Below are 25051 nucleotides of genomic sequence, written 5' to 3' on the forward strand. Positions count from 1 at the left end.
CGAGAAGAGCCGAAGTGCAGCCGTGCGCATGCCGGTTGTGCGCGCAGACGGCCGGGCCACGGATGGTGGGTGGGCGCGGTTCGTTCACCAATCCCGTTGGGAGATCACGGCATGACGACCGCAGCAACCCTCCCCACTCCGACCCACGAGCCCACCCGGCCCTACCAGTTGCTCGCACCCGCCATCCCGGCCAGTGTGCGGCTCGCCCGCGAGTTCGTTGCGGGAGTGCTGGAGACGGCCGGGCATCAAGGGCTTGTCGATGATGCCCGCCTGTGCGTTTCCGACGTTGTCTCCAACGTCGTTCAGCATGCCGGGACGCTCATGCTTTCCGTCCAAGTGACTGATTTCGGCGACCACGTCGAAATCGCAGTGAGGGACGACAACCCAACACTGCGGCCTCACCTTCGGGCGCCCGACGAGGGTGGGCGAGGGCTGCTGCTCGTGAGGGAACTGGCCGCCGAGTGCGGGCTCAATCTGGTCTGGGACGGGCTCGTGGTCGTGGGGAAGTGTCTTTGGTTTGAGCTGCGGAGTCAGGAGTGAGGGTCAGACACCGCGCTCACGGCGCCGCCACCGCGCCAGTCGGTGTTGTACGCGCGGGCGGTGGTGGCAGAGTCGTTGCTCGCTGCTGCGATTGCTGCGTCGGCGTAAGGCGGGGTGCCGGGGGCCTGTTCCGGGGCGAGAGTTAGCCTCGGAGGCAGGCTTACGTATACGTCTCTTGATGTCCTTGATGCGGAGGTTGCCGCCATGGCAGGGATTGCTGGTGCAGTGACGCGGGTTCCGGCGGCTGTGACGGCTGCGGCCGGGCTGATCGGTGGGTACAGCGTTGCCCGGATCACGAAGAAGCGGCCGCTGGGTGGGGTGGCGCTGGGTGTCGCGGGGGTTGTCGCGGCTCGGCAGTGGGCCGGGAAGGTGGGGTCCGGGAAGGCGGCGGCGTTGACCGGGCTGTACCTGGCTGGTTTTGCGGGTTCGCACCCGTTGGCGAAGAAGGTTGGGGCTTGGCCTTCGGTACTGGGGGTTACGGGGGTTGTGGCGGGGGCGTCCTGGGCCGTGGAACGGTCTGCGGCTGCTGCTGTCGCGGGCTGAGGTGGCGGGCGGGGCCCGGGTTTTTGCCCCGGACCCGCCCTTTCACCGTTCCCCCCGGGGCGGTGCCCCGGACCCGAACGCGGCTCCGCCGCGTGATCGGGGGCTTCGCCCCCTGCGCCCCCGAAACCGCGCGGAGCGCGGTTGTCCTCAAACGCCGGACGGGCTGAATTGCGCGCCCAGCCCGGAGAAGTCCGGCCCAGCTCTAGATAGCGCGAGCAGCGCAGTGCGTTACGCCGACGCCTCCGTCAGTTTCGCCAACTCCCCCTCCGTCAGCTTCAGATCCGCCAACGCCAGCAGCGGCCGCAGTTGTTCGACCGTGCGGGCGCTCGCGAGCGGGGTCGCCACCGTGGGACGGGACGCCAGCCACGCCAGGGCCACCGTCGCCACCTCCGCGTCATGCGCGGCAGCCACCTCGTCCAGCGCCGCCAGCACCCGCAGGCCGCGCTCCGACCCCAAGTGCTTCGCCGCGCCTTCCGCTCGCGCGCTGTCGACCGTCGTTCCCGGGCGGTACTTGCCGGTCAGGAAGCCCGACGCCAGGGCGTAGTACGGGACGGCGGCCAGGCCGTGGCGGGCCGCGACGTCGGCGAGCGGGCCCTCGTACGTGTCGCGGGAGACGAGGTTGTACTCGGGCTGTATCGCCACGTACTTGGCCACGCCCGCCGCGTCGGAGAACTCCAGGGCCTCGGCGAGGCGTTCCGCCGTGACGTTGGAGGCGGCGATCTCGCGGACCTTGCCCTCCTTCACCAGGCCGTCGAGCGTGGTGATGTAGTCCTCGACCGGGAGGGACGGGTCGTCGTAGTGGGTGTAGTAGAGGTCGATGTAGTCGGTGCGGAGGCGGCGGAGGGAGCCTTCGACGCCTTCCTTGATGGTCTTCGCGGACAGGCCGGCCTTCTCCGGGATGCCGGCGCCGACCTTCGTGGCGACGACCATGGCATCCCGATTGCCGCGCGCCGCCATCCAGTTGCCGATGACGGTCTCGGATTCGCCGCCCACGTTGCCGGGGGCCCAGGCCGCGTAGACGTCAGCCGTGTCGATGAAGTTGCCGCCCGCGCCGGCGTAGGCGTCCAGGACGGCGAAGGACTGCTTCTCGTCGGCGGTCCAGCCGAAGACGTTGCCGCCCAGGGCGAGCGGATGGACGGACAGGCTTCCGATCTTCCGGGTGTCGCTCATATTGGTTGCCAGCGTGGTCGCCGGGCCGCTTATTCCGCCGCGGACCGGCCCGGCACTTCCGGGGAACGTCCTGGCCAGTCCACCAGCGCCGTGGTGGGCAGGGGTTCGGTGTGCACGGACAGCGGGGTGGCGATGTCCTCCAGGGAGCGGCCCTCGGCCGGTACCGCCAGGAAGGCGGCGACCACGCCGGCCAGGCACATCAGCGTCGCGCCGATCTGGAACGCGAGGACCGTGTCGCTCACGACGCCGGTGCTGGTCAGCTCGGCGAAGAGCAGGGGGCCGCTGATGCCGCCCGCCGCGGTGCCGACCGCGTAGAAGAAGGCGATGGCCATGGCCCGGGTCTCGGTCGGGAAGACCTCGGAGACCGTGAGGTAGGCGCTGCTCGCGCCGGCGGAGGCGAAGAAGAGGACGACGCACCAGCAGGCGGTCAGGGTGACCGCGCTCAGGACGCCGGAGCCGAAGAGCCAGGCGGTGACGAAGAGGAGGGCTCCGGAGAGCAGGAACGTCGAGGAGATCATGATGCGTCGGCCGACCGTGTCGAACAGCTTGCCGAGGAAGAGCGGGCCCAGGAAGTTGCCCACCGCTATCACGGCGAAGAAGTAGCCGGTGCGGGAGGTGTTGACGCCGAAGAACTTGGTGAGGATCTCCCCGAATCCGAAGGTGATGGCGTTGTAGAGGAACGCCTGGCCGATGAAGAGGGCGAGCCCCAGCACGGCGCGCCGCCGGTAGTCGGTGAAGACCGTGCGGGCGATGTCGCGGAAGCCGGTGCTCTTGCGCTGGCGGATGGTGATGGTGCCGGTGGCCGGCTCCAGCGGGGCGTCCCTCTCCTCCTCGATGCGCCGCTCGATCGCGTCGACCAGCACCTCGGCCTCCTCCGCCCGCCCGTGGATGAAGAGCCACCGTGGGCTCTCGGGTACGTGGCGGCGGACGAGGAGGATGACGAAGCCGAGGAGGACCCCGAGTCCGAACGTCAGCCGCCAGCCGACGTCCTTGGCGAAGAACCGGGTGTCCAGCAGGAATATCGACAGCAGGGAGCCGGCGATGGCGCCCAGCCAGAAGCTGCCGTTGATGATGAGGTCGACGCGGCCCCGGTAGCGGGCCGGAATCAGCTCGTCCACCGCGGAGTTGATGGCCGCGTATTCCCCGCCGATGCCGAATCCGGTGATGAACCGGAAGACGAAGAACCACCAGGAGGAGTACGAGAGCGCGGTCAGCGCGGTCGCGCCCAGGTAGACGGCGAGGGTCACCATGAACAGCCGTTTTCGGCCGAAGCGATCGGTCAGCCGGCCGAAGAACAGCGCGCCGACGCAGGCGCCGCCGACGTAGAGGGCCGCCGCCACGCCCGTCACCTGGGCTCCGGTGATGGGCAGGCCGCTGCCGTGCTCGGAGAGGCGTCCCGCGATGTTGCCAACGACCGTGACCTCCAGGCCGTCGAGGATCCAGACCGTGCCCAGGCCGATCACCACGGTCCAGTGCCACCGGGACCAGGGCAGCCGGTCCAGGCGTGAGGGCACGGAAGTGCTGATGGTCGCGGTCGTCACGTCATCTGAGTTCCCGATCGCCCACGGAACATTCGCGGAAGATTTCCGCATGGGGGCGTGGCGGGGAGGTACCGCCGGAACAGCGGCGCGCGGGAAGCTGTGCAAGCCCCCCGCGCGCGTTTCACCTGTTACAGAGTCTGTTTGCCAGAGCCTGTTTACGGGTGCAGGCCCTTGGAGCGCAGCCAGTGCAGCGGGTCGACCGGGTGCCCGCCGTGCTGCCGGACCTCCAGGTGCAGGTGCGCGCCGGTGACGTTGCCGGTCGCGCCGACCCGGCCGATGACCTGGCCGGGCACGACCTTGCCCTGGGTGCGGACCATGGACGAGAGGTGGCAGAACCACAGCTCCGTGCCGTCGTCCAGGCGCAGCACGATGCGGTAGCCGTACGAACCGGCCCAGCCGGCGTGGGTGATCCGGCCGCCGCTCACCGCCTTGACGGGGCTGCCGGTCGGCGCGGCGAAGTCGGTGCCGGTGTGGCGGTGCGACCACATGCCGCCGTGCTGCCCGTAGCGGGCCGTGATCCGGTAGGAGGAGACCGGCAGGACGTAGCGGTGCTTCGCGCGGGTGATCCGCTCGGCGGCGCGCCGGGCCTCGGCCTGGGCCTTGCCCGTGGCCTTGGCGGCGGCCTTCTGGACGGCGGCGCCGTGGGCCGCGGCGGCGTTCGCGGCGCCGGCCGCGTTGGCGGCGTCCGTCGCGCTCGCGACGCTGTGGGCCTGGTTCTGTGCGGTGTGTTGGGCCTGGTTCTGCGCGGTGTGTTGGGCCTGGTTCTGCGCGGTGTGGGCCGCCCGCTGCGTGGTGTGCGTCGCGGCCGCCCTGGCCTTCGCCGCCGCCATCCGCTGGGCGTCGGCGGCCGCCCGCTCCTGCGCGGCGCTGTGGGGTTCGGCCTGCTGGAGGATGCGGGCGCGGAGGGCCTCGCCGGCGTCGGACGGGCCGCCCTGCGCCGGGGCGGGCGCCTCGGACCCGGACGCGGCTTCGGCGACGGGGGTTTCCGCGGCGGGGACTTCGTCGTCGTCAACCGCGTACGGGCCGGCCGTGGCCGCCGTCGGGTCCACGTCCGGCACGGTTATGGGAGCCGGGCGCTCCTGGGCGGTCGCCACACCGCTGCCCGCGCCGACCGCGGCGATCACACCGACGCCGAGGGCCGCGCCGCCGCGTGCCATCGTGCCCCCGCGCTGCTTGGGAACACGGTGCCGGCCGCGGACCGGAGCCTCACCTTCCGTGAAGGGAACGCCGGTTGCCGTCCCGCCGGAGTGGACCGGTCCCGGCGCTCCCGGCGCTCCCGGCGCTCCCGGCGCTGCCGGCCAGGAGTCGTGCGAACTGTCCTCGCCTGCGGGGCTGTTGGACGCCACGGGGGCGTTCACCTTTCCTTCCTTCTCGCCTGCCGGGTCGGCGGTGGGGGTCCCCCAGGCCGTTCGGGCGCTGGCGGAGGGTTCGGAGCAGGAAGGTCTCCTACGGGCCTGAGGACTGCCCGATGCACCCCACGGGTCGGTGGTTCCCCGGTTCCCTCTCGTGCCCACGGGATTCGGCGAAGGCGCGCGGTGCCGCCTCTTGTGGCGGTGTGTGGACCGCGTTGCGTTATCGAACGTTAATAGACAGGACTGGTGGTTTCCAAGCCGAAAGCGTGAATCCACGGGCCTCTTGGAGAGAAAGGGGAGCGTTTCCGCACTGACGGTGCGTCATCCGTTATGGAGCGTGCCCGGGGTGCGCCCCGTGTGCGCCCTCAGGTGGTCGCGGCCGCGGCCGTCGGCGCGGTGGACGGCCAGCAGGGCCATGTCGTCGTCCGTGTGTCCGCCCGCGTGCCGGGCCACGTCCGCCGCGAGGAAGTCCAGCAGGCCGTCGGGGCTCCTGGGCTGCCGGCCGGCCAGCCGCTCCTTCGGGTCGTAGAAGACGCCGGCCGCGTCCCGCGCCTCCGTCACCCCGTCGGTGAACAGCAACAGCGTGGCCCCGGCCGGGAAGTCCCACTCCTCGACCCGGTCCGGCCACTCCCCCAAGTCCCCCATGCCCAGCGGCAGGGCGGGCGTGCGCGGGTGGGTCTCGCCGACCGCGCCGTCCGCGTACAACAGCAGCGGGGGCGGGTGACCGCGGTTCACGAGGCGCAGGCGGCGGGTGCTGTCGTGCGGGACCTCCGCGACGACGGCGGTGGTGAAGCCCTCGAACTGGTCGATGTTCGCCCGGCGGTCGCCCTCGCGCCGGAGCGCGCTCTCCAGGCGGTGCGCGACGCCGTCCAGGGTCCGTTCCTGCTCCGCGGCCTCGCGGAACGCGCCGATCACGACGGCCACGGCCTCGACGGCGCCGAGGCCCTTGCCGCGCACGTCGCCGACGATCAGGCGGATGCCGTGCGGGGTGTCCTGCACCGCGTACAGATCCCCGCCGATCCCGGCGTCGGCCTGGGCCGCGACGTAGCGGGCCGCGATGCGCAGGCCGCCGATGCGGGCGGGGGGCACGGGCAGCACGGCGCGCTGCGCGGCCTCGGCGACGCCGCGCGCGGATCTGAGCCGGCTGTCGCTGCGGCGCACGACGCGGTTGATGCCGAGGGCGAGGAGGGCGACGGTCAGGACCGTCACGTTCTCGGTGACGGACTCGCCCGTGCTCGGGGAGCCCCGGTGGACGGTGACGTCGACGGACGCCAGGACGGCGAGCAGCGCGACGACGGCCGTGGCTCGTGCGGAGAGCAGGGAGGCGGCGACGAGGGGTGCCGCGGCGAAGAAGGGGGCGGAGTTGTAGTTGGCGGGGGTGAGGGCGGCGAAGACCTCGCCGGCGATGAGGAGGATGGCGGGGAGCCAGCAGGCGGCGCGCCAGAGGTAGTTAGGGCGGGTGGGGGTGGGGGCCGAGGGTGTGGGGGTGGCTCGCTCTCGCTTCCCCACGGTGTTCTCCTGCCCGGGGTGGTGTGTGCTCCCTCTCCACCATTGCGTGGGTGGGAGGGGGTGGCCAGTGGGGGTGGGCCGGGTGGGGGTGCGGTGGGGTGCCACCGGGAGGGGGTTGCCCCGGACCCGCCCTTTCACCGTTTCCTCCGGGCTCCGCCCGGCCCGGCACCGCGCTCCGCGCGGTGGTGCGGGGGCTTCGCCCCCTGCGCCCCCTTTCGGGGCTTCGCCCCGGGCCCCCCATCGCGGCTCCGCCACTCGTCCTCAAACGCCGGACGGGCTGAATGATCAGCCCGTCCGGCGTTTGAGAACAGCGCCCGAAGGGCGCTTCGGGGGGCAGGGGGCGCAGCCCCCGCCACCGCCCGGAGGGCGGTTGGGGGCCGGGGGCTCCCCGGGAAACGGTGAAAGGGCGGGGCGGGGAGAACCCAGCCGATCAGGCCCCACCCTCCCGCACACCCGTCACCCCAGCCGCCACCCCGCGCCGCAGCTACGCCGCCGAGCCGCGATTACGCGGACAGCCCCGAGCCCCCCGCGCCGCGCGGCCGGCGCCGAGGCGCCCTCGTCCGGCGGCTGCCCTCGGCCGTGCCCTGCGAGCTCTGCGAGCCCTGGGCACCCTGGCCCCGGCCCCGCTGGCCGGACGGAGCGTCCTGGCGCGCCTGACCGTTCCGGCCACCGCCCTGGCCGGCCCGGCCGTCCTGCGCGGCCCGCGCCTGGCCGTCCCGGGCGGCACCCCGCGCCTGCCCGTTCTGCGCCCGGGCACCGTCCCCCTGGCCCCCGCCCGATCGGCCGCGCCCACGGCCCCGGCCACGTCCGGTCGTCCCCGAAGCCCCCGTCGAGCGCTTCGACGAAGCAGAAGAGGCGGAAGAGGCGGAGACAGCCGGCTGCGGCGTCGGGAGCACCACCGGGACGCCGCTCGGCTCGCGCGCGCCCGTGATGCGGGAGAGTTCCGTGTCCCCGGGGGCGACCCGGGTCACCTGGGGGCTGATCTTCGCCGTGGACATCATCCGGGTCATCTCGCGGCGCTGCTCCGGCAGGACCAGCGTGACCACCGTGCCCGACTCGCCGGCGCGGGCCGTGCGGCCGCCGCGGTGGAGGTAGTCCTTGTGGTCCACGGGCGGATCGATGTTGACGACCAGGTCGAGGCCGTCGATGTGGATGCCGCGGGCCGCGACGTTGGTCGCGATCAGCGCGGTGACCTGGTCGGTGCGGAACTGCTCCAGCGTGCGGTTGCGCTGCGGCTGGCTCTTGCCGCCGTGCAGCGCGGCGGCCAGGACGCCCTCCGAGAGCAGCCGCTTGGCCAGCCGGTCGGCACCGCGCTTGGTGTCGACGAACATGATCACGCGCCCCTCGCGGGCGGCGATCCGGGTGACCGTGCTCTTCTTCACGGTCTCGTCCGCGACGTGGAGCAGGTGGTGGTCCATGGTGACGACCGCCCCGGCGGACGGGTCCACGGAGTGGGTGACCGGGTCGCTGAGGAAGCGGCGGACGAGCCGGTCGACGTTGCGGTCCAGCGTGGCCGAGAAGAGCATCCGCTGACCGCCCGGGGCGACCTGCTCCAGCAGCCGCGTGACCTGCGGGAGGAAGCCCATGTCGGCCATCTGGTCGGCCTCGTCGAGGACGGTGATCGTCACGTCGCCCAGGGCGCAGTCGCCGCGCTGGATGAGGTCGGCGAGCCGGCCCGGCGTGGCGACCAGGACCTCGGCGCCGCGCGCCAGCTGGTTGGCCTGCCGTCCGATGGACATGCCGCCGACGACGGTGGCGGTGCGCAGCCCCAGGGCCGTGGCGTACGGGGCCAGCGAGTCGGTGACCTGCTGGGCCAGCTCACGCGTCGGCACGAGGACGAGCGCGAGCGGACGGCGGGGCTCCGCGCGGCGGCCGGCCGTGCGGGCCAGCAGCGCCAGGCCGAAGGCCAGGGTCTTGCCGGAGCCGGTGCGGCCGCGGCCGAGGACGTCGCGGCCCGCGAGCGAGTTGGGGAGGGTGGCGGCCTGGATCGGGAACGGCTCGGTGACGCCCTGCGCCGTCAGCGTGGACAGCAGCGCGTTGGGCAGGCCCATGTCGGTGAAGGAGTCCACGGACGGGAGCGCGGGCGTGGTGCTCACCGGGGTCGTGAACTCGGCGTGCCCGGACTCCGCCGCGCCCCCGGAGGGACGGGCCGGCCGGCGGCGCGCCGGCTGACCGCCGCGCGAACCGGTGGAGCGGGGCGGTCGGGCGGATCGGGCGGCGGGGCTGGGCATACGGGACCTTCCCAGAGGCGGAAACGGGGGCGAGGGCGACAATGGGGCCCGCACCCAGTGGTGCGGGCCCCATCGCCTCGTGATGCGGGGATCGTCAGATGTTGACGATGTTCTCCGCCTGCAGACCCTTCGGGCCCTGCGTGACGTCGAAGGACACCTTCTGGCCCTCGAGCAGCTCACGGAAGCCCTGGGAGGCGATGTTCGAGTAGTGGGCGAAGACGTCGGGGCCGCCGCCGTCCTGCTCGATGAAGCCGAAGCCCTTTTCGGAGTTGAACCACTTAACGGTGCCGGTAGCCATGTCTATCTCCTAGCGGATTGGGGTGGGCCCCAGACCGGACTGACCGGCAGCCGGCAAAGGCCGGCATAAACAAAAATGCGCCATCGGCTACATGACCGAGGCGCACACGAGTTCATGGGTACCACAACTGCAACTCGAACAACCGTACCACACCCGGTCCGCCCTGCCCAGCCCCCTCACCAGCTCCTTCACCAACCCCCCTCACAACGCCCTCATAACTCGACCCCCAGCGCCCGCGCGTGCCGGTCGGCCGCCACTTCGGCGTCCGCCTCGTCGAGGTAGACCTCGCAGACCAGCCGCCCGTCGGAGGTCAGGTTGTGCTCCAGCTCCCAGAGGGAGACCTCGCCGCCGCCCTCCAGCAGGAACGCGTGCTCGTAGAACCGGCACCAGGTCGCGTCCCGCCCGGGCCCGCGCCGCCGCGGCTTGGTGATGAGCGCGATGTGATGGCCGAGGGCGCCCTGGAGGATCTCGCCGACCACCTCGCCCGGCCCGTCCTGGTTCTCGGCGCGCCGCAGCAGCCGCCGGGCGTGGTCGGGCGAGGCCTCGCAGACGTACTCGCGGCGGGGCCGGCCGGGGCCCATGGCCAGCAGCAGCTCCTCCGCGAGCCAGGCCGGCAGCTCCTCGTCCTCATGATCCGGCCCGATGCCGCCGCCGATCCGCTCGTGCACCCGGCGCTCGGCCTCGTCGAGGGCCTCCTCGCGGGCGTACAGCTCGTACTGGAAGCGCTCCCGCGGGCCGGTGTCGTGCTCCAGCTCGTAGAGCAGCCGGCTGCTGCCGTCGGCGAGCAGGAAGACGTGCCGGTAGGTGTGGCAGCGCAGCGGACGGGCGGCGTCGTTGCGCTGGCGGTACGAGCGGAGCTCGGCCTGGTGCATCAGGGCCGTGCGCAGCCGTGCCAGCAGGGACTCGGTGATCTCGAAGCCGTTCTGGGCGCGTGCCAGCAGCCCGTCCACGTGCTCGGCGGGCGTCGGCTCGGCGCGGCCCTCTCCCCCGCCCGTGTGCGTCTGCTCCATGCCTTCGACCTCCCGGCCCGCTCCTGCCCACCCCGCGCACTTACCGTAGCGGCGCGGACACCGGACGGGGGCGGGGTTTCCGGTTATCCGCCGCCGGGGCGACGGGCCCCCGAACGCCCGGCCGAGTACGGGTCGAGTACGGGTCGAGTACGGATCCGAGGACGTGGGACCCCGGCGGACCCCACCGGCCGGGCGGCGCACGGGAGTTGACCGCGCGCCGGACCGTACGCCCGCGCCCGTCGAGGCAACCCGCGCGCCTCCGCTTCCTTCTTACTCGCGGGAGGCGACCGCCTCCCCCAACGGGTCAGAGGAGGAACGACCATGTCCCTGCACTACCCGCGGGCCCTCCGGAACCACTTCCCGCACCCCGCCCCGGCCGCGCTCCACGGCCACCGGCACCCGGCGGCCCCGCCGGCCGACGGGATCACGATCGACTACAAGCACCGAGCCGCCGTCGTCGGCGGCCGTGAAGTCCGGCTCACCCTCGTGGAGTTCGAGCTCCTGGCGCACATGGTCGCCCGCCCGCTCCAGGTCTGCACCCGGCGCCAGCTGATGACGTCCGTCTGGGGGCCGACCGCCCTGGGCGGCGGACGCACGGTGGACGTGCACATCGCCCGGCTGCGCGGCAAGCTCGGCCCCGGCTACCGGGAGACGATCACGACGGTGCGGCACGTCGGGTACGCCTACGACCCGTCGCGCGCCGGGGCCTGAGGACGGCGCCGCCTCAGCCCGCCAGGCCGTGCTCGGCCGCGCCGCTGCCGTCGCCGGCCGGGACCGCCCGCCCGGCCGGCCGGCGGCCGAACCACCAGCCCGCCGCGGCGAGGACGGACAGCAGCAGGCCGGCCCCGACGAACGAGCCGCCCGGGGCCGCGTCCACCGCGTACGGCAGGAGCAGCAGGCCGGCCGCGCCCGCGGCGCGGGTCACCGACTGGTGGGCCGTCAGCAGCGCCACCCGCTCGGCGGGCGCGAACCGGGAGAGCCGGGCCCGCAGCGTCACCGCCGTGACGGGGAACAGCAGCCCGCCCGCCACGCACAGCGCCACCGCCATCGTCAGCGTGGTGGCCAGGCCGAGCCCGGCGAGCGCCACCCCGGCCAGCACCCAGGCACCGCAGTAGGTGCCCAGCCAGCGGCGGCCGGCCGGCAGGCCCGGGGTCAGCAGGTTGCCGACCAGGGCCCCGGCCGCCGTCGCCGCGAGCGTGAGCCCGTACCCGGCGGCACCCTGGCCGAGCCGGACGGCGATCAGCGGCGGCAGCCCCACCGTCGGCACGGCCGCGGCGAACTGGGCCACCCCGCTCACCGCGACGGCGGCGACGACCGGTCTGTGCGCGCGCAGCACCCGCCGGGCCGCCGGGGCGCACGGCGACGGCGCGCACCCCGCGCCGAGCGCCGCGTACCGGCCGAGCCAGGCGAGGGCGGCCGCCGAGACGGCGAAGGTGAGCCCGTCGATGGCGTAGAGCTGGACCTCGGGGACGAGGAGGAGGACGACGCCGACGCCGCCCTGGCCCGCGACGGCGGCGATGCGCGCGGTCAGGTCGAACAGGCCAGCCACCTCGTGCAGGTCCACCACCCCCTCACAGGCCGCGAGTTGGGGGATGAGTGCGCCCAGGTTGGGGTCGAAGACCGCACCGAGCGCCCCGAGCGTCAGCACCAGCCCCAGCAGCAACGCCAGCCCCCGGCCGTCCGGTGTCCACAGCAGCGGGACGGAGAGCGCGAGCAGCGCGCGGGCCGCGTCCACCCGGGCCAGCGAGCGCCAGCGCATGAACCGGGCCACACCCTCGCGGGCACCGGCCAGGACGACGTACGGAAGCGACTCCGCGACGGCGACCAGGCCGGTGAGCGACGTCGAGTGCGTCGACTCCCAGACGATCCACATCGTGGCGATCGCGTAGAGGCGGTCGCCGACGACGGACAGCGTCATCGACAGCCACAGCACGCGCACCGGCCGTCTGCGCAGCAGCCGTATGTACCCCATGTCGGCCCCGGTCCCTCCGGCATGTGACGGGCGGACCTGCCACGTTAAGGGACCGTGAACGGGCCTTTACGGCAAAGGGGTTGGACCCGGGCGCGCTTGCACTCGTTCGTGGGGATCGGCCGGTACCAGGCGGGTCCGGGGCCATTTCCCCGTCACGGGCGGGAGTGTTCCGTCACGGACGCGATGTGCGCCGCCTTCCAGGACGGGAGTGCCCCGGGAAACGGAAAACCGCAGGACGCCTGTCAGGCGTCCTGCGGTTTCCGTGCGGTAGGCCGTGTGGGACTCGAACCCACAACCAATGGATTAAAAGTCCACTGCTCTGCCAATTGAGCTAACGGCCCGCACCCCGCAGCATAGCCCGGCGGGGCGCCGGAGCCCGAGTCGTTATGCCCGGGACTTTCCCGGAAGCCCTTCCGGAAGGGGCCCGTCCGCTACGTATGTGACGTACGGGCCCTCAGTTCGGCGGCGTTGCGAGGTGCTTGTCGGCAGCTCGGCGGCCGACTCAGCCGTTGCGCTTCCAGCGGGGCTTGTCGGCGCGGCGGTCGAAGGAGCCGGCACGGTGGCCCTCGGAGTGGCGGTCGTCACGACGGAACGACGGGCGGTCGCCGCCGCCGGAGCGGAAGCCACCGGAGGGACGGTCGTCGCGGCGGTCGCGGTTGAACGGACGGTCGCCGCCGCCGGAGCGGTAACCGCCGGTGGGACGGTCGTCCCGGCGGAAGCCGCCGGAGGGGCGGTCATCACGACGGAAGCCACCGGACGGACGGTCGTCGCGGCGGAAGCCGCCACGGTCGCCGCGGTCGTCACGACGGTCGTCACGGCGGAAGCCGCCGGAGGGGCGGTCGTCCCGGCGCTCGTCACGGCGGAAGCCACCGCGGTCGTCACGGCGCTCGCCGCCACGGTCGTCACGGCGGTCGTCACGACGGAACGACGGACGGTCGTCACGGTCGCGGCGGAAGCCACCACGGTCCTGGCGGTCGTCGCGGCGGAAGCCGCCACGGTCGTCCCGGCGCTCCTCGCGACGGAAGCCACTGCGGTCGCCGCGGTCGTCACGACGGTCGCCACGGTCGTCGCGGCGGAAACCGGACGAACGGCGGTCGAAGTTGCCCCGCTCGTCGCGGCGCTCCTCACGGCGCTCGCGCTCGGCCCGCTCGGCGGCCTCGGCAGCCCGGGCCTCCTCGCGCACGGCCTCGGCGGCGGCCTCCTCGGCCGCGGCGGCGACGGCGGCCTCCGGGTCCTCGCCGCGCTCGCGGGCGGCACGGGCCAGCAGGCGGTCGGCCTCCTCGCGCAGCTCGGTGGCGCGGCGCTGGGCGCGCTCCAGCTGGCGGCCGAGGTCGGCCAGGTCGCGCTCGGCCTGCTTGGCGGCGTTGGCCGCCGAGTCGGCCTGGACCTCGGTGAGGGAGCGGGCGCCGGTGATCTCGGCGACCTCCGGGTCGAAGGCGCCGGCACCGCCGACGATGTGGCGCGAGGCGTCCACGCCCGCGTCCTCCATCAGGCGGAAGATCTGGCGGCGCTGGTGCGGCAGGGCCAGCGAGACGACCGTGCCGGACTGGCCGGCGCGGGCCGTGCGGCCGGAGCGGTGCAGGTAGTCCTTGTGGTCACCGGCCGGGTCCACGTTGAGGACCAGGTCGATGCCGTCGACGTGGATGCCGCGGGCGGCGACGTCGGTGGCGACCAGCACGCCGACGCGGCCGGACTTGAAGTCCTCCAGGACGCGGGTGCGGGCGCCCTGGGTCATGCCGCCGTGCAGGGCGTCGGCGCGGACACCGGCGTCGACCAGCTGCTCGGCGACGCGGTCGGCGCCCATCTGGGTGCGCACGAAGATGATCGTGCGGCCCTTGCGGGCGGCGATGGCGGCGGTGACCGGGGCCTTGTCCTTCGGCTTCACGACGAGGACGTGGTGGGTCATGGTGGACACCGCGCCGGCCGACGGGTCGACCTCGTGCGTGACCGGGTCGACCAGGTAGCGCTTGACCAGGGTGTCGATCTCGTTCTCCAGCGTCGCGGAGAACAGCAGGCGCTGGCCGCCGGTCGGCACCTGGTCGAGGATCTCGGTGACCTCGGGCAGGAAGCCCATGTCGGCCATCTGGTCGGCCTCGTCGAGGACGGCGACCTTGACGTCCTCCAGCGAGGCGGCGCCGCGGTTGATGATGTCGCGCAGGCGGCCCGGGGTGGCGACGAGGATGTCGACGCCGCGCTCCAGGGCGTAGATCTGGTTGCCCATGGACGTACCGCCGCAGACGACCTTCATCTTCAGGCCGAGGACGTCGCCGTAGGGCTGGAGGGCGTCGGCGACCTGCATCGCCAGCTCGCGGGTCGGGGTGAGGATCAGGCCCCGGGGGCGCTTCTTCGCGGTGCGGCCGTCGGCCAGGAGCGACAGCAGCGGCAGACCGAAGGAGAGCGTCTTGCCGGAGCCGGTACGGCCACGGCCCAGGATGTCCTTGCCGGCCAGGGCGTCCGGGATGGTCGCGGCCTGGATCGGGAAGGGGGTGGTGACGCCGTTCTGGGCGAGCTTGCGGACGATCGCGTCGTCCAGGCCCAGGTCGGCGAAGGTGATCGACGGCTCGGCGGGCTCGGCGGAGTCGGTGGTCTCGGCGGACTCGATGGAGTCGGCGGACTCGATGGTCTCCTCGACGGCGATCTCGGTGATCTCGGTGATCTCGTCGTTGTTCTCGAGGTTCTCGAGCAGCGTCTGGTCAGTGGAAATGGACATGCGAAATGCGAAACCTTCCGGAGTTTCGGCACGCGCCCAAGCTCCGTGTCGGCTTCACAAATGACCGCCTCGATGCGGTCAGCCACGGCAAGGTAAGGAACGCGCCACGCGGCGCGCTTCTGTGATGGCGCCGGGCAAATGGGATCAAACGATCTACCACCATACGCACTCCACGCCGTCCGGCGCAACCCCGTACCGGACATCCGCCCCGGATCGGGTGAAGTTCGGCCCCGGATCGGCCCGGATCGACGCGGATAGGTCGTGGATCGGTCGCGGATCGGCTAGTGCGCCGGCGGCCCCGCCTGGGGCGTCGGCTGCGGCGCCGGGGAACCGCTGGACGGCGGCGGCTCCGAGGTCGGGGGCGCGGGCGGCGTGGGCTTGTCGGGGTTCGGCTTGGTGGGCGGCGCCGGGGCGGTCGGCTTCGGCGGGGCGGACGAGGTGCCCGGCGCGGGGGGCTTCTTCCGCTCCCCCGGCTTGCCGTCGGGCCGGGGCGCCGGCGGCGACGCCTCCGCCGTCCCCGAGGACGAGGGCGCGGCCGAGGGCTCGCCGGGCCGGGCGCTCCGGGTGGCCGACGGCCCGCCGGTGACGCCGCGCACCCCCTTCGCGTCCGCGTGGGCGCTCCTGCCGCCCGGCGAGGCCTTCCCGCCCTCCGGCTCCCGTCCGGCGTCCCGCAGCCGGCCCGGCTCGGACGGCGCGGGCCGTCCCGGCTCGCTCACGCTCATGCAGCCGCCGAGGGCCAGGGTCGCGACGGCCGCCGCCGCGAAACGGAACGCTGCGTGCACTGGGGTCGCGCGCATGAGGGGGACCGCCTAACGGGATCACAGGGGGACAGGCCCCCTGCCCAACTGACCCCGCCCCGCCCAGGACACGCGGCCGGCCCGGCGGGCCCGCGCGGACCCGGCGGGGACTCAGCCGTAGCCGAGCGCGTGCAGCCGGGCGTCGTCGATGCCGAAGTGGTGGGCCACCTCGTGAACCACCGTCACCTCGACCTCCGCCACGATCTCGTCCCGGGTGACGCACATGCGCTGCGTCGGGTTCCGGAAGACGGTGATCCGGTCCGGCAGCACGCCGGCGTACCACTCGCCGCGCTCGGTCAGCGGCGTCCCCTCGTAGAGCCCGAGCAGCTCCGGGTCGTCGGCCGGGGGCTCGTCCTCGACGAACACGGCGACGTTGTCCATCAGCCGCGTCAGCTCCGGCGGGATCCGGTCCAGCGCCTCGGCGACCAGCTCCTCGAACTCCTCGCGCGTCATCTCCAGCACGCCGCCATTGTCCGGCACGGACGGCCCGGGCGCGGGGCGGGAGGGGTGGGCGGGAGCGGTGTGACGGGGACCTCGGCAAACCGTTTTGGCGTTACCTCCCCGCATCCCATATGCTTCTCACGTCCCCGAGGCGCCGCAAAGCGCCCAGGTGGGCCATCAGCCCTCATCGTCTAGTGGCCCAGGACGCCGCCCTTTCAAGGCGGTAGCACGGGTTCGAATCCCGTTGGGGGCACGCACAATCGTGTGCGAGACTTGTTCTCGCTCACGCGCTTGGTCCTGTGGAGCAGTTTGGAGTGCTCGCCACCCTGTCAAGGTGGAGGCCGCGGGTTCAAATCCCGTCAGGACCGCTGCGATTCCTCGCGGAATCGCGTGGCTGGGTAGCTCAGTTGGTACGAGCGTCCGCCTGAAAAGCGGAAGGTCGCCGGTTCGACCCCGGCCCCAGCCACAGCCCGAAGGCCCCGATCCCCGGATCGGGGCCTTCGCCGTTTTCCGGCACGACCGGACAGGGGCATGGGCAGGGGCACCCCCACCCAAATACGTTCGCCGGTCCGCCGTGCCTGGTGCGATCCTGGATGCCGTATGTCTACGCAGCCTGCCCTCACCCCCGCCGACCTGGCCGCACGCCTGCCCGAGCTGACCCTGCGCGACGCGCAGCGGCTGGGGCGCAGGCTCGACGGCGCCCGTCGCATCCGCAAGCCCGAGGCCCGCGCCGCCGTCCTGGCCGAGATCGTCGACGGGATCGCCGAGGCCGAGCTGCGCGTCGAGCGCCGGCGGGCCGCGCTGCCCGCCGTCAGCTACCCCGAGCAGCTGCCCGTCAGCCAGAAGAAGGACGTGATCCTGGAGGCGATACGCGACCACCAGGTCGTGATCGTCGCGGGCGAGACGGGTTCGGGCAAGACCACCCAGATCCCCAAGATCTGCCTGGAGCTCGGCCGGGGCGTGAAGGGCCTGATCGGCCACACCCAGCCCCGCCGGATCGCCGCCCGCACCGTGGCCGAGCGGGTCGCGGAGGAACTGCGGACGCCGCTGGGCGAGTCCGTCGGCTGGAAGGTCCGCTTCACCGACCAGGTGAGCCCGGACACCCACGTCAAGCTGATGACCGACGGCATCCTGCTCGCCGAGATCCAGACCGACCGCGAGCTGCGCGCCTACGACACGATCATCATCGACGAGGCGCACGAGCGCAGCCTCAACATCGACTTCATCCTGGGCTACCTGGCCCAGCTGCTCCCCCGCCGCCCCGACCTCAAGGTCGTGATCACCTCGGCGACGATCGACCCGGAGCGCTTCTCCCGGCACTTCGGCGACGCCCCGATCGTCGAGGTCAGCGGGCGGACGTACCCGGTGGAGGTCCGTTACCGGCCGCTGCTGGAGGAGAATGGCGAGGACTCCGACCGCGACCAGATCACCGCGATCTGCGACGCCGTCGACGAGCTGGCCCGCGAGGGCGACGGCGACATCCTCGTCTTCCTCTCCGGCGAGCGCGAGATCCGCGACACGGCGGACGCGCTGGAGAAGAAGAAGCTCCCCCGCGCCGGAGGCGCTAATGGACAGGGCACCGAGATCCTGCCGCTCTACGCCCGCCTCTCCCACGCCGAGCAGCACCGCGTCTTCCAGCGCCACACCGGCCGCCGCATCGTCCTGGCGACCAACGTCGCCGAGACGTCGCTGACCGTCCCCGGCATCCGGTACGTGATCGACCCCGGCTTCGCCCGGATCTCGCGCTACAGCCACCGCACCAAGGTCCAGCGCCTGCCCATCGAGCCGGTCTCGCAGGCCAGCGCCAACCAGCGCAAGGGCCGCTGCGGCCGCACCAGCGACGGCATCTGCATCCGGCTCTACTCGGAGGACGACTTCCTCTCCCGGCCGGAGTTCACCGACGCGGAGATCCTGCGGACGAACCTGGCCTCCGTCATCCTCCAGATGACCGCCGCCGGCCTGGGCGACATCGAGAAGTTCCCGTTCATCGACCCGCCGGACCGGCGCAACATCAAGGACGGCGTGGACCTGCTGCAGGAGCTGGGCGCGCTCGACCCGCAGCAGAAGGACCCCAGAAAGCGGCTCACCGCACTTGGCCGAAAGCTTTCGCAGCTGCCGGTGGACCCGCGGCTGGCCCGCATGGTCCTGGAGGCCGACCGGAACGGCTGCGTCCGCGAGGTCATGGTCATCACCGCCGCCCTCTCGATCCAGGACCCGCGCGAGCGGCCCTCGGACAAGCAGCAGCAGGCGGACCAGCAGCACGCCCGCTTCAAGGACGAGACCAGCGACTTCCTGGCCTTCCTCAACCTGTGGCGCTACGTGCGCGAGCAGCAGAAGGCGCTGTCCTCGTCGGCGTTCCGGCGCATGTGCAAGTCCGAGTTCCTGAACTACCTGCGCATACGCGAGTGGCAGGACATCTACACGCAGCTGCGCACCGTCGCGAAGTCCATGGGCGTCCACCCCGCCGAGGAGGACGCCGCGCCGGACCGCATCCACCAGTCGCTGCTGGCCGGTCTCCTGTCGCACCTGGGCCTCAAGGACACCGAGAAGAACGAGTACCTGGGCGCCCGCAGCGCCAAGTTCGCGGTCTTCCCCGGCTCCGCGCTCTTCAAGAAGCCGCCGCGCTGGGTGATGTCGGCCGAGCTGGTGGAGACCTCGCGGCTGTGGGCGCGGGTGAACGCCCGGATCGAGCCGGAGTGGATCGAGCCGCTCGCCCAGCACCTGGTCAAGCGCAACTACAGCGAGCCGCACTGGGAGCAGAAGCAGGCGGCCGTGATGGCGTACGAGCGCGTCACGCTCTACGGCGTGCCGATCGTCGCCCAGCGGAAGGTCAACTACGGCCGGATCGACCCGGAGACCAGCCGCGAGCTGTTCATCCGCAACGCGCTCGTGGAGGGCGACTGGCGGACCCACCACCAGTTCTTCCACGACAACCGCAAGCTGCTCGGCGAGGTCGAGGAGCTGGAACACCGCGCACGCCGCCGCGACATCCTCGTCGACGACGAGACGCTCTTCGACTTCTACGACCAGCGGCTGCCCGAACACGTCGTGTCCGGCGCGCACTTCGACTCCTGGTGGAAGCACAAGCGCCGCGAAGAGCCGGAGTTGCTCAACTTCGAGCACTCCATGCTCATCAACGAGAACGCGGAGGCCGTCACCAAGGACGACTACCCGGACTCCTGGCGGCAGGGCCGGCTGAAGTTCAAGGTGACCTACCAGTTCGAGCCCGGCGCGGACGCGGACGGCGTGACCGTCCACGTCCCGCTCCAGGTGCTCAACCAGGTCTCGTCCGAGGGCTTCGACTGGCAGATCCCGGGCCTGCGCGAGGACCTGGTGACGGAGCTGATCCGCTCGCTGCCCAAGCCGATCCGGCGCAACTGCGTCCCGGCGCCGAACTACGCGCAGCGGTTCCTGGACCAGGCGTCCCCCCTCGCGGCGCCGCTGACCACGTCGCTGGCGCGCGAGCTGCACCGGATGACGGGCGTGCGGATCGAGGCGGACGACTTCGACCCCGGCCGCGTCCCCGACCACCTGAAGATCACCTTCCGGATCGTCGGCGAGCGGAAGCGGAAGATCGCCGAGGACAAGGACCTGGAGGCGCTGCGGACCCGGCTCAAGCCGAAGACGCGGGCGGCCATCTCCAAGGCCTTCGAGCAGGCCGCCACGGCCCCCGGGAGCGCCCCGGGCCCCGAGCAGCGCTCCGGGCTCACCCAGTGGACGATCGGCGCCCTCCCGCGCACCTTCGAGACCCTCCCCCAAGCTCTCGGCTCCGCTCGAGCAGGGGGGACCCCCATGGCCGGGCTGCCGGTCAAGGCGTACCCCGCGCTCGTCGACGAGGGCGCGTCGGTCGCCGTCCGGCTCTTCGACACCGAGCCGGAGCAGCGGCAGGCGATGTGGCGCGGCACGCGCCGGCTGATCCTGCTCAACCTGCCGTCGAACCCGGCGAAGTTCGCCCAGGACAAGCTCGGCAACCAGCAGAAGCTCGCCCTGTCCGCGAACCCGCACGGCTCGATCCAGGCCCTCTTCGACGACTGCGTGTCCGGCGCGGCGGACAAGCTGATCGCGGCGCACGGCGGGCCCGCCTGGGACGAGGAGGGCTTCCGCAAGCTCTTCGACGCGGTGCGGACCGACATCGTCGACGTGACGCTCGACACGGTCCGCAAGGTCCAGGAGGTGCTGGCCGCCTGGCACGCGTGCGAGCGCCGGCTGAAGGCGACGACCAGCCCCGTCCTGCTGGAGTCCCTCACGGACGTCCGGCAGCAGCTCGCGGAGCTGGTCAAGCCCGGCTTCGTGACGGCCCACGGCGTCCGCCGGCTCCCGGACCTCATGCGCTACCTGGTGGCCGTGGACCGGCGCCTGACGCAGCTGCCCACCAACGCCGAGCGGGACCGCTCGCGCCTGGCCAAGGTGCGGGAGATGCAGGACGAGTACGCCTGGCTGCTGGAGCAGTTCCCGAAGGGCCGCCCGGTGCCGCAGGAGGCGCTGGACGTGCGCTGGATGATCGAGGAACTGCGGGTGAGCTACTTCGCGCACGCGCTCGGCACGGCGTTCCCGGTCTCGGACAAGCGCATCGTGAAGGCGATCGACGCGCTGGCGCCCTGAGGGGCCGCGGGGTGCGGGACGGCCGAGTTCGACCGCACCCCCTGACCTGCTGTACAGTCATGCACGCAGCACCGCGAGAGCGGGAAAGCAAGCAAGGTCCTGTGGAGCAGTTTGGAGTGCTCGCCACCCTGTCAAGGTGGAGGCCGCGGGTTCAAATCCCGTCAGGACCGCATCGATGGTGAAGCCCCGCGCCCCGCATGGAGCGCGGGGCTTCGTCTTTGCCTCGAGCTCTTTGCCCCGAGCGAGGACCGGGAGGCCGCGCCCGCGGCGGAGCCGCCGGCGGACACGGCGAATCCCGTCAGGGCCTCACCGCGCTGCCCCAAGGGCCAACTCGCCCCGTCCCCACGCTCGTTCGCGCGACGTCTTGACGACGACACGTGCCAGGGGTACCCAGTCAGTGGGAGGTGCGTGCCCGATGACCACGACGCCCCGGCCCGGGGGTTCCCGGCACGAGACCGGGGCCCTGCTGCGCGCCCACCTCTCGGCCGTCGTCGGTCAAGGGCACCTGACCCGCCGCTGCGCGGTCTGCCACCGGCTCCTGCGGCTGGCCCTGGGCCCCCGCGCCGACGGGGACAGAGTGGGGCGCGCCGGCCGCGACGGGGGCTCCGTCGCGTGGTGAGGCGCCCCGGTGGGCCCGGACGCCCAACAGCGGTGCCCGCCACGGCAGTCGGCCCGGCGGCGGAGGAACCAACGGGTCGGTCTGCTTCTTTACCGCGCCGACACGGTGGGTGACAAGCGCAGCACGTTGTGACGGGAGTCACCGAAAGAGTTACGAAGCCGGCGGAACTCACCCCCCGCTCACCACCGGTCAATTTAATATGTGCAATTGCACCGATCCCTCAACCACCCGCGAAAGCCACCGGCCTGACCGGAATCTCCCCTTCCGGAGCCGCGCCGCCGGCGTCGCACGAAGGAATGCGCGGACGCCCGGGGGCGCGGAGCGGGCACAAAAAAGACCGCGCTGGACCCGGCGGAGTCCAGCGCGGTCGACGACTCTACGCCCGGGAACCGGGCGTGGACTCCCGTTGGGGGCGGGTGTCCGTCGCGGCACTGCCTGGTGGAGCTCGGTGAAGCTGGGGTTGGGCGGTCACCGGGTTGGGGGCCCCGGAAAACACCCGGTCACGCGGTTGATCAGGACTCGCTGCGCTGCTGCGGGATACCCGCCAGCAGCGCCCGGACCTCCGCCTCGCGGTAACGGCGGTGTCCTCCGAGCGTGCGGATGGACGTGAGCTTGCCTGCCTTGGCCCACCGCGTGACCGTCTTCGGGTCCACGCGGAACATCGTGGCAACCTCAGCCGGGGTCAGCAGCGGCTCGGCATCAGGGGTGCGAGCGGTCATGAGCGGCCTCCTCGGGAGAACCGAGTTCAGGATCGGTTCTTTCCTCTAAATTCTGCACCTTGACCCACGTTGCCCGAAATGGCAGACGCAGGCCGAGTCGGTTATAGGACGAACGGCTTGTCCTCGGCACTACAACTACACCATCTGTCCAGCCACGTCGGCCAAACCGATGGAATTGCCCTCTCAGGTGTTCAACCTCGACGGAAGCCGATGGACCGTGCCATAGCGGACAGTCACGCCACCGTGACGATCAGTCACAGCGGGATCAGGGGTCACCAGACCCGCCAAGGAGTGCAATACCGATCAATCCACCCTTACTCGGACGGAAGGAGGACGGAAGGAGTCCTTCCCGGACTCCTTGTCCTATTTTGCCACGAGGATGGGCGATGGGCGCAAGAGCTGACGTTAGTGCGCTAGATCACGATTGTGGCAATTGGCCGGATCAGGACCTAGGTCCTGGCCGTCCGAAAAGCCCGCACCCGGGCGTCAGTTGGCGAACTGACGGTCGCGTACCGCCCGCCAACGTTCCGTCAGCCGCTCGTACGCCGCCCCCGCCCGGGCGCCGTCCCCGGCCCGCAGCGCGGTCAGCCCCTCCTCGATGTCGGCGGCGGAACGGTCGTCCGCCAGCTGTGACTCCGGAACCATATGCACCAGACCGCCGTAGTCCAGCTCCACCAGGGAGCGGGGATGGAACTCTTCCAGCCACCGCCCGACGTCCACCAGCCCGTCGATCAGCGGCCCCTCCTCGATGGCGTCCCGCAGCGTCCGCAGCCCCCTGGCCACCCGGCGCCGGGCCTCGACCATGGGGGTGCGGTACCGCAGCACCGGCACCTCGCCGGCCCGGCCGTAGTCCCGCTCGCCGTCGGAGAACAGGACGAACCAGCGCAGCGGCACCTGCCAGGTCGCCGTGCGGATCCAGGGGCGGGCGTCGGGGTTGCCCTCCAGCCAGCGCGCGTAGTCCGCCTCCGCCTGGCGCCGCACCACCGGCGGCAGCACCGCGTCCAGGACGGGGGCGGGGAAGCGCTCGGCGAGCTCCTCCAGGGCCAGCCAGCCGCGCAGCCGGGTGCGCCAGGGACAGACGCAGACGACGCCGTCCACGACGGCGACGAAAGCGTCCCGGCTCTCGTGCACCGGGACCGGCACGGGCGGGGTCGGCAGCAAATCGGCCAGCGAGCGCCGCAGTTCGTCCTGCGCGGTGGGCAGCGCGTCGCGCCGCGCGTAGTTCTCCCAGCGCCGCCGTTCCGCCCGGGGGAAGGCGCTGAGCGGCTCGTAGACCCTCAGGTACGCCGCGTACGGGACGGTCACCGACGTCGCCAGACCCACGCTCGCTCCCTCAAGCAGCAGGAACCCCCCGGGGATCCGCGCGGACCGCGCGGGCCTCCCGTACTGACCGAATCGTCCCACGGCACGACAGCCCGGGAGAGTGATCCTCGGCACCGCACCGGTACGAGGGCCCCTCAGGGCCTACTCTCTTGCCAACCGGCCCTCCTCCACCCCCGGAGGGCGACCACCGCGAGACATATGGAGTCACCACCGTGACTGACGTACGTCCCACCACCGAAGCCGAGGGCGTGCTGCACACCCTCTTCCGCTCGGACCTCGGCGGTCATGAGCAGGTCGTGCTCTGCCAGGACCGCGAGACCGGCCTCAAGGCCGTCATCGCCATCCATTCCACCGCCCTCGGCCCGGCCCTCGGCGGCACCCGCTTCCACCAGTACGCCTCCGATGAGGAGGCGGTGCTCGACGCGCTCAACCTCTCCCGAGGCATGTCGTACAAGAACGCCCTCGCCGGCCTCGACCACGGCGGCGGAAAAGCCGTGATCATCGGCGATCCCGACACGATAAAGACCGAGCAACTCCTGCTCGCCTACGGTCGGTTCCTGGCCTCCCTCGGCGGCCGCTATGTCACCGCGTGCGACGTCGGCACGTACGTGCGGGACATGGACGTCGTCGCCCGCGAGTGCCGCTGGACCACCGGCCGTTCCCCGGAGAACGGCGGCGCGGGCGACTCCTCGGTGCTCACCGCCTTCGGCGTCTTCCAGGGCATGCGCGCCGCGGCGAGGACCCAGTGGGGCGAGCCGACGCTGCGCGGGCGGCGGGTCGGCGTCGCGGGCGTCGGCAAGGTCGGCCACTACCTGGTGGAGCACCTCGTCGAGGACGGCGCCCAGGTCGTGGTCACCGACGTCCGCCCGGACGCGGTCGAGCGCGTCACCGCCCGCCACCCGCAGGTCACGGCGGTGGCTGACACACAGGCGCTGATCCGCACCCCGCTGGACGTCTACGCCCCGTGCGCCCTCGGCGGCGCGCTGGACGACGCGACCGTCGCCGCCCTGACCGCCACCGTCGTCTGCGGCGCGGCCAACAACCAGCTCGCCCACCCGGGCGTCGAGAAGGACCTCGCCGACCGGGGCGTCCTCTACGCGCCGGACTACGTGGTGAACGCCGGCGGCGTGATCCAGGTGGCGGACGAGCTGCGCGGCTTCGACTTCGACCGGGCCAAGGCCAAGGCGGAGAAGATCTACGACACGACGCTGGCCATATTCGAGCGCGCGAAGGCCGACGGCATCCCGCCGGCCGCGGCCGCCGACCGGCTCGCCGAGCAGCGCATGGCGGAGGCCCGGACACCGCGCACCGCCGAGGTCCCGCGCCAGGCCCGCCCCTGACACCCGAGGGACGCCCGGGACGGCAGGGGAGGACCGAGCCCGCTCTGGTGGTCGGGGTCCGCACAGCGGTCCCGACAGACCGCCCGTCGGGGGAAGGCAAGGGAGAGATCCCTCACCACCCCTCGGCGGGTCGCCGTGGAGATCGGGTTAAAATCGCAGCTGACCAGCGGGGACGGGGCACCCCGAGGGTTGTGCTCCGTGGCACGTCATGCGGGCGACGTACCGTATGGCCGCGGAAGCAGGTACCGTGGAAGTCCTACAGACCGGATCCCTCTGCGGGGATCCGCTCTGACTCATGACAGTGAACGCGTGTCAAGACTCTGGGGCCGTCGAG

Annotated in this window: 19 protein-coding genes and 5 tRNA genes; 10 read left to right on the forward strand and 14 right to left on the reverse strand. The window is 72.4% G+C overall.

Annotated elements, in window-relative coordinates; genetic code table 11:
• Positions 1-111 precede the first annotated feature (111 nt).
• The gene (locus I5Q34_RS09640; protein ID WP_199891797.1) at positions 112-540 is read left to right on the forward strand and encodes an ATP-binding protein; all 429 of its coding nucleotides are present in this window, start codon (positions 112-114) and stop codon (positions 538-540) included.
• 225 nt (positions 541-765) lie between these two features.
• Positions 766-1083 (forward strand): hypothetical protein, encoded by a 318-nt coding sequence (locus tag I5Q34_RS34575; protein ID WP_277965483.1) that lies wholly within the window; start codon positions 766-768, stop codon positions 1081-1083.
• A 228-nt stretch (positions 1084-1311) separates the two neighbouring features.
• Here I5Q34_RS34575 and I5Q34_RS09645 read toward each other — a convergent pair whose 3' ends face one another.
• The 7 genes from I5Q34_RS09645 to I5Q34_RS09675 all read right to left on the reverse strand — a co-directional run bounded on the left by I5Q34_RS09645 (position 1312) and on the right by I5Q34_RS09675 (position 10194).
• On the reverse strand, positions 1312-2253 hold the full coding sequence (locus I5Q34_RS09645) for an aldo/keto reductase (RefSeq protein ID WP_199891798.1): 942 nt from the start codon (positions 2251-2253) through the stop codon (positions 1312-1314).
• A gap of 29 nt (positions 2254-2282) precedes the next feature.
• Positions 2283-3845 carry an MFS transporter gene (locus I5Q34_RS09650; protein ID WP_374192993.1) on the reverse strand — a complete coding sequence of 521 codons (1563 nt, stop codon included), beginning with the start codon at positions 3843-3845 and terminating at the stop codon, positions 2283-2285.
• A gap of 104 nt (positions 3846-3949) precedes the next feature.
• Positions 3950-4951, reverse strand: coding sequence for a M23 family metallopeptidase (locus I5Q34_RS09655; protein WP_199891799.1), 1002 nt, complete (start codon positions 4949-4951; stop codon positions 3950-3952).
• 516 nt (positions 4952-5467) lie between these two features.
• Positions 5468-6655 carry a PP2C family protein-serine/threonine phosphatase gene (locus tag I5Q34_RS09660; RefSeq protein ID WP_199891800.1) on the reverse strand — a complete coding sequence of 396 codons (1188 nt, stop codon included), beginning with the start codon at positions 6653-6655 and terminating at the stop codon, positions 5468-5470.
• A 503-nt stretch (positions 6656-7158) separates the two neighbouring features.
• A complete protein-coding gene (locus I5Q34_RS09665) occupies positions 7159-8886 on the reverse strand; it encodes a DEAD/DEAH box helicase (RefSeq protein ID WP_199891801.1) in 1728 nt (575 codons plus the stop codon).
• A gap of 94 nt (positions 8887-8980) precedes the next feature.
• Positions 8981-9184 (reverse strand): cold-shock protein, encoded by a 204-nt coding sequence (locus I5Q34_RS09670; protein ID WP_199891802.1) that lies wholly within the window; start codon positions 9182-9184, stop codon positions 8981-8983.
• Positions 9185-9396: 212 nt separating this feature from the next.
• Complete coding sequence (locus tag I5Q34_RS09675; RefSeq protein ID WP_199891803.1) at positions 9397-10194, reverse strand: DUF6227 family protein; 798 nt, start codon at positions 10192-10194, stop codon at positions 9397-9399.
• Between the two features lie 321 nt (positions 10195-10515).
• On the opposite strand from I5Q34_RS09675, the gene I5Q34_RS09680 reads away from it, so the two are divergent.
• Positions 10516-10905: a winged helix-turn-helix domain-containing protein gene (locus I5Q34_RS09680; protein WP_199891804.1), complete on the forward strand. Its 390-nt coding sequence runs from the start codon at positions 10516-10518 to the stop codon at positions 10903-10905.
• A gap of 13 nt (positions 10906-10918) precedes the next feature.
• Here the strand turns inward: I5Q34_RS09680 and I5Q34_RS09685 are convergent, their stop codons facing one another.
• The 5 genes from I5Q34_RS09685 to I5Q34_RS09705 form a co-directional block, all read right to left on the reverse strand.
• Entirely contained in the window at positions 10919-12166 is a 1248-nt protein-coding gene (locus I5Q34_RS09685) for an MFS transporter (protein ID WP_199891805.1), read from the reverse strand.
• 268 nt (positions 12167-12434) lie between these two features.
• Positions 12435-12507: transfer RNA gene (locus I5Q34_RS09690), tRNA-Lys, on the reverse strand.
• Between the two features lie 161 nt (positions 12508-12668).
• On the reverse strand, positions 12669-14876 hold the full coding sequence (locus I5Q34_RS09695) for a DEAD/DEAH box helicase (RefSeq protein WP_199891806.1): 2208 nt from the start codon (positions 14874-14876) through the stop codon (positions 12669-12671).
• Between the two features lie 281 nt (positions 14877-15157).
• Positions 15158-15673: a hypothetical protein gene (locus tag I5Q34_RS09700; RefSeq protein WP_199891807.1), complete on the reverse strand. Its 516-nt coding sequence runs from the start codon at positions 15671-15673 to the stop codon at positions 15158-15160.
• A 111-nt stretch (positions 15674-15784) separates the two neighbouring features.
• Complete coding sequence (locus I5Q34_RS09705) at positions 15785-16135, reverse strand: metallopeptidase family protein (protein ID WP_199891808.1); 351 nt, start codon at positions 16133-16135, stop codon at positions 15785-15787.
• A 159-nt stretch (positions 16136-16294) separates the two neighbouring features.
• Here I5Q34_RS09705 and I5Q34_RS09710 point away from each other — a divergent pair.
• From I5Q34_RS09710 to I5Q34_RS09735, 6 genes are all read left to right on the forward strand, one after another.
• Positions 16295-16367 (forward strand) — tRNA-Glu (locus I5Q34_RS09710).
• A gap of 40 nt (positions 16368-16407) precedes the next feature.
• Positions 16408-16482: transfer RNA gene (locus tag I5Q34_RS09715), tRNA-Asp, on the forward strand.
• Between the two features lie 24 nt (positions 16483-16506).
• A tRNA-Phe gene (locus I5Q34_RS09720) sits at positions 16507-16580 on the forward strand.
• A 134-nt stretch (positions 16581-16714) separates the two neighbouring features.
• A complete protein-coding gene (hrpA, locus tag I5Q34_RS09725) occupies positions 16715-20716 on the forward strand; it encodes an ATP-dependent RNA helicase HrpA (protein ID WP_199891809.1) in 4002 nt (1333 codons plus the stop codon).
• Between the two features lie 95 nt (positions 20717-20811).
• Positions 20812-20886 (forward strand) — tRNA-Asp (locus I5Q34_RS09730).
• Positions 20887-21131: 245 nt separating this feature from the next.
• A complete protein-coding gene (locus I5Q34_RS09735) occupies positions 21132-21335 on the forward strand; it encodes a DUF6274 family protein (RefSeq protein WP_199891810.1) in 204 nt (67 codons plus the stop codon).
• A gap of 512 nt (positions 21336-21847) precedes the next feature.
• On the opposite strand, the gene bldC is transcribed toward I5Q34_RS09735, so the two are convergent.
• The gene (gene bldC / locus I5Q34_RS09740; RefSeq protein ID WP_003980577.1) at positions 21848-22054 is read right to left on the reverse strand and encodes a developmental transcriptional regulator BldC; all 207 of its coding nucleotides are present in this window, start codon (positions 22052-22054) and stop codon (positions 21848-21850) included.
• Positions 22055-22540: 486 nt separating this feature from the next.
• Positions 22541-23377, reverse strand: coding sequence for a hypothetical protein (locus I5Q34_RS09745; RefSeq protein ID WP_199891811.1), 837 nt, complete (start codon positions 23375-23377; stop codon positions 22541-22543).
• A gap of 212 nt (positions 23378-23589) precedes the next feature.
• On the opposite strand from I5Q34_RS09745, the gene I5Q34_RS09750 reads away from it, so the two are divergent.
• Positions 23590-24717: a Glu/Leu/Phe/Val dehydrogenase dimerization domain-containing protein gene (locus I5Q34_RS09750; RefSeq protein WP_199891812.1), complete on the forward strand. Its 1128-nt coding sequence runs from the start codon at positions 23590-23592 to the stop codon at positions 24715-24717.
• The last annotated feature ends 334 nt before the right edge of the window (positions 24718-25051 follow it).

The organism is Streptomyces sp. AV19, from assembly GCF_015999245.1.
In the GTDB taxonomy this organism is placed as follows: Bacteria; Actinomycetota; Actinomycetes; order Streptomycetales; family Streptomycetaceae; genus Streptomyces.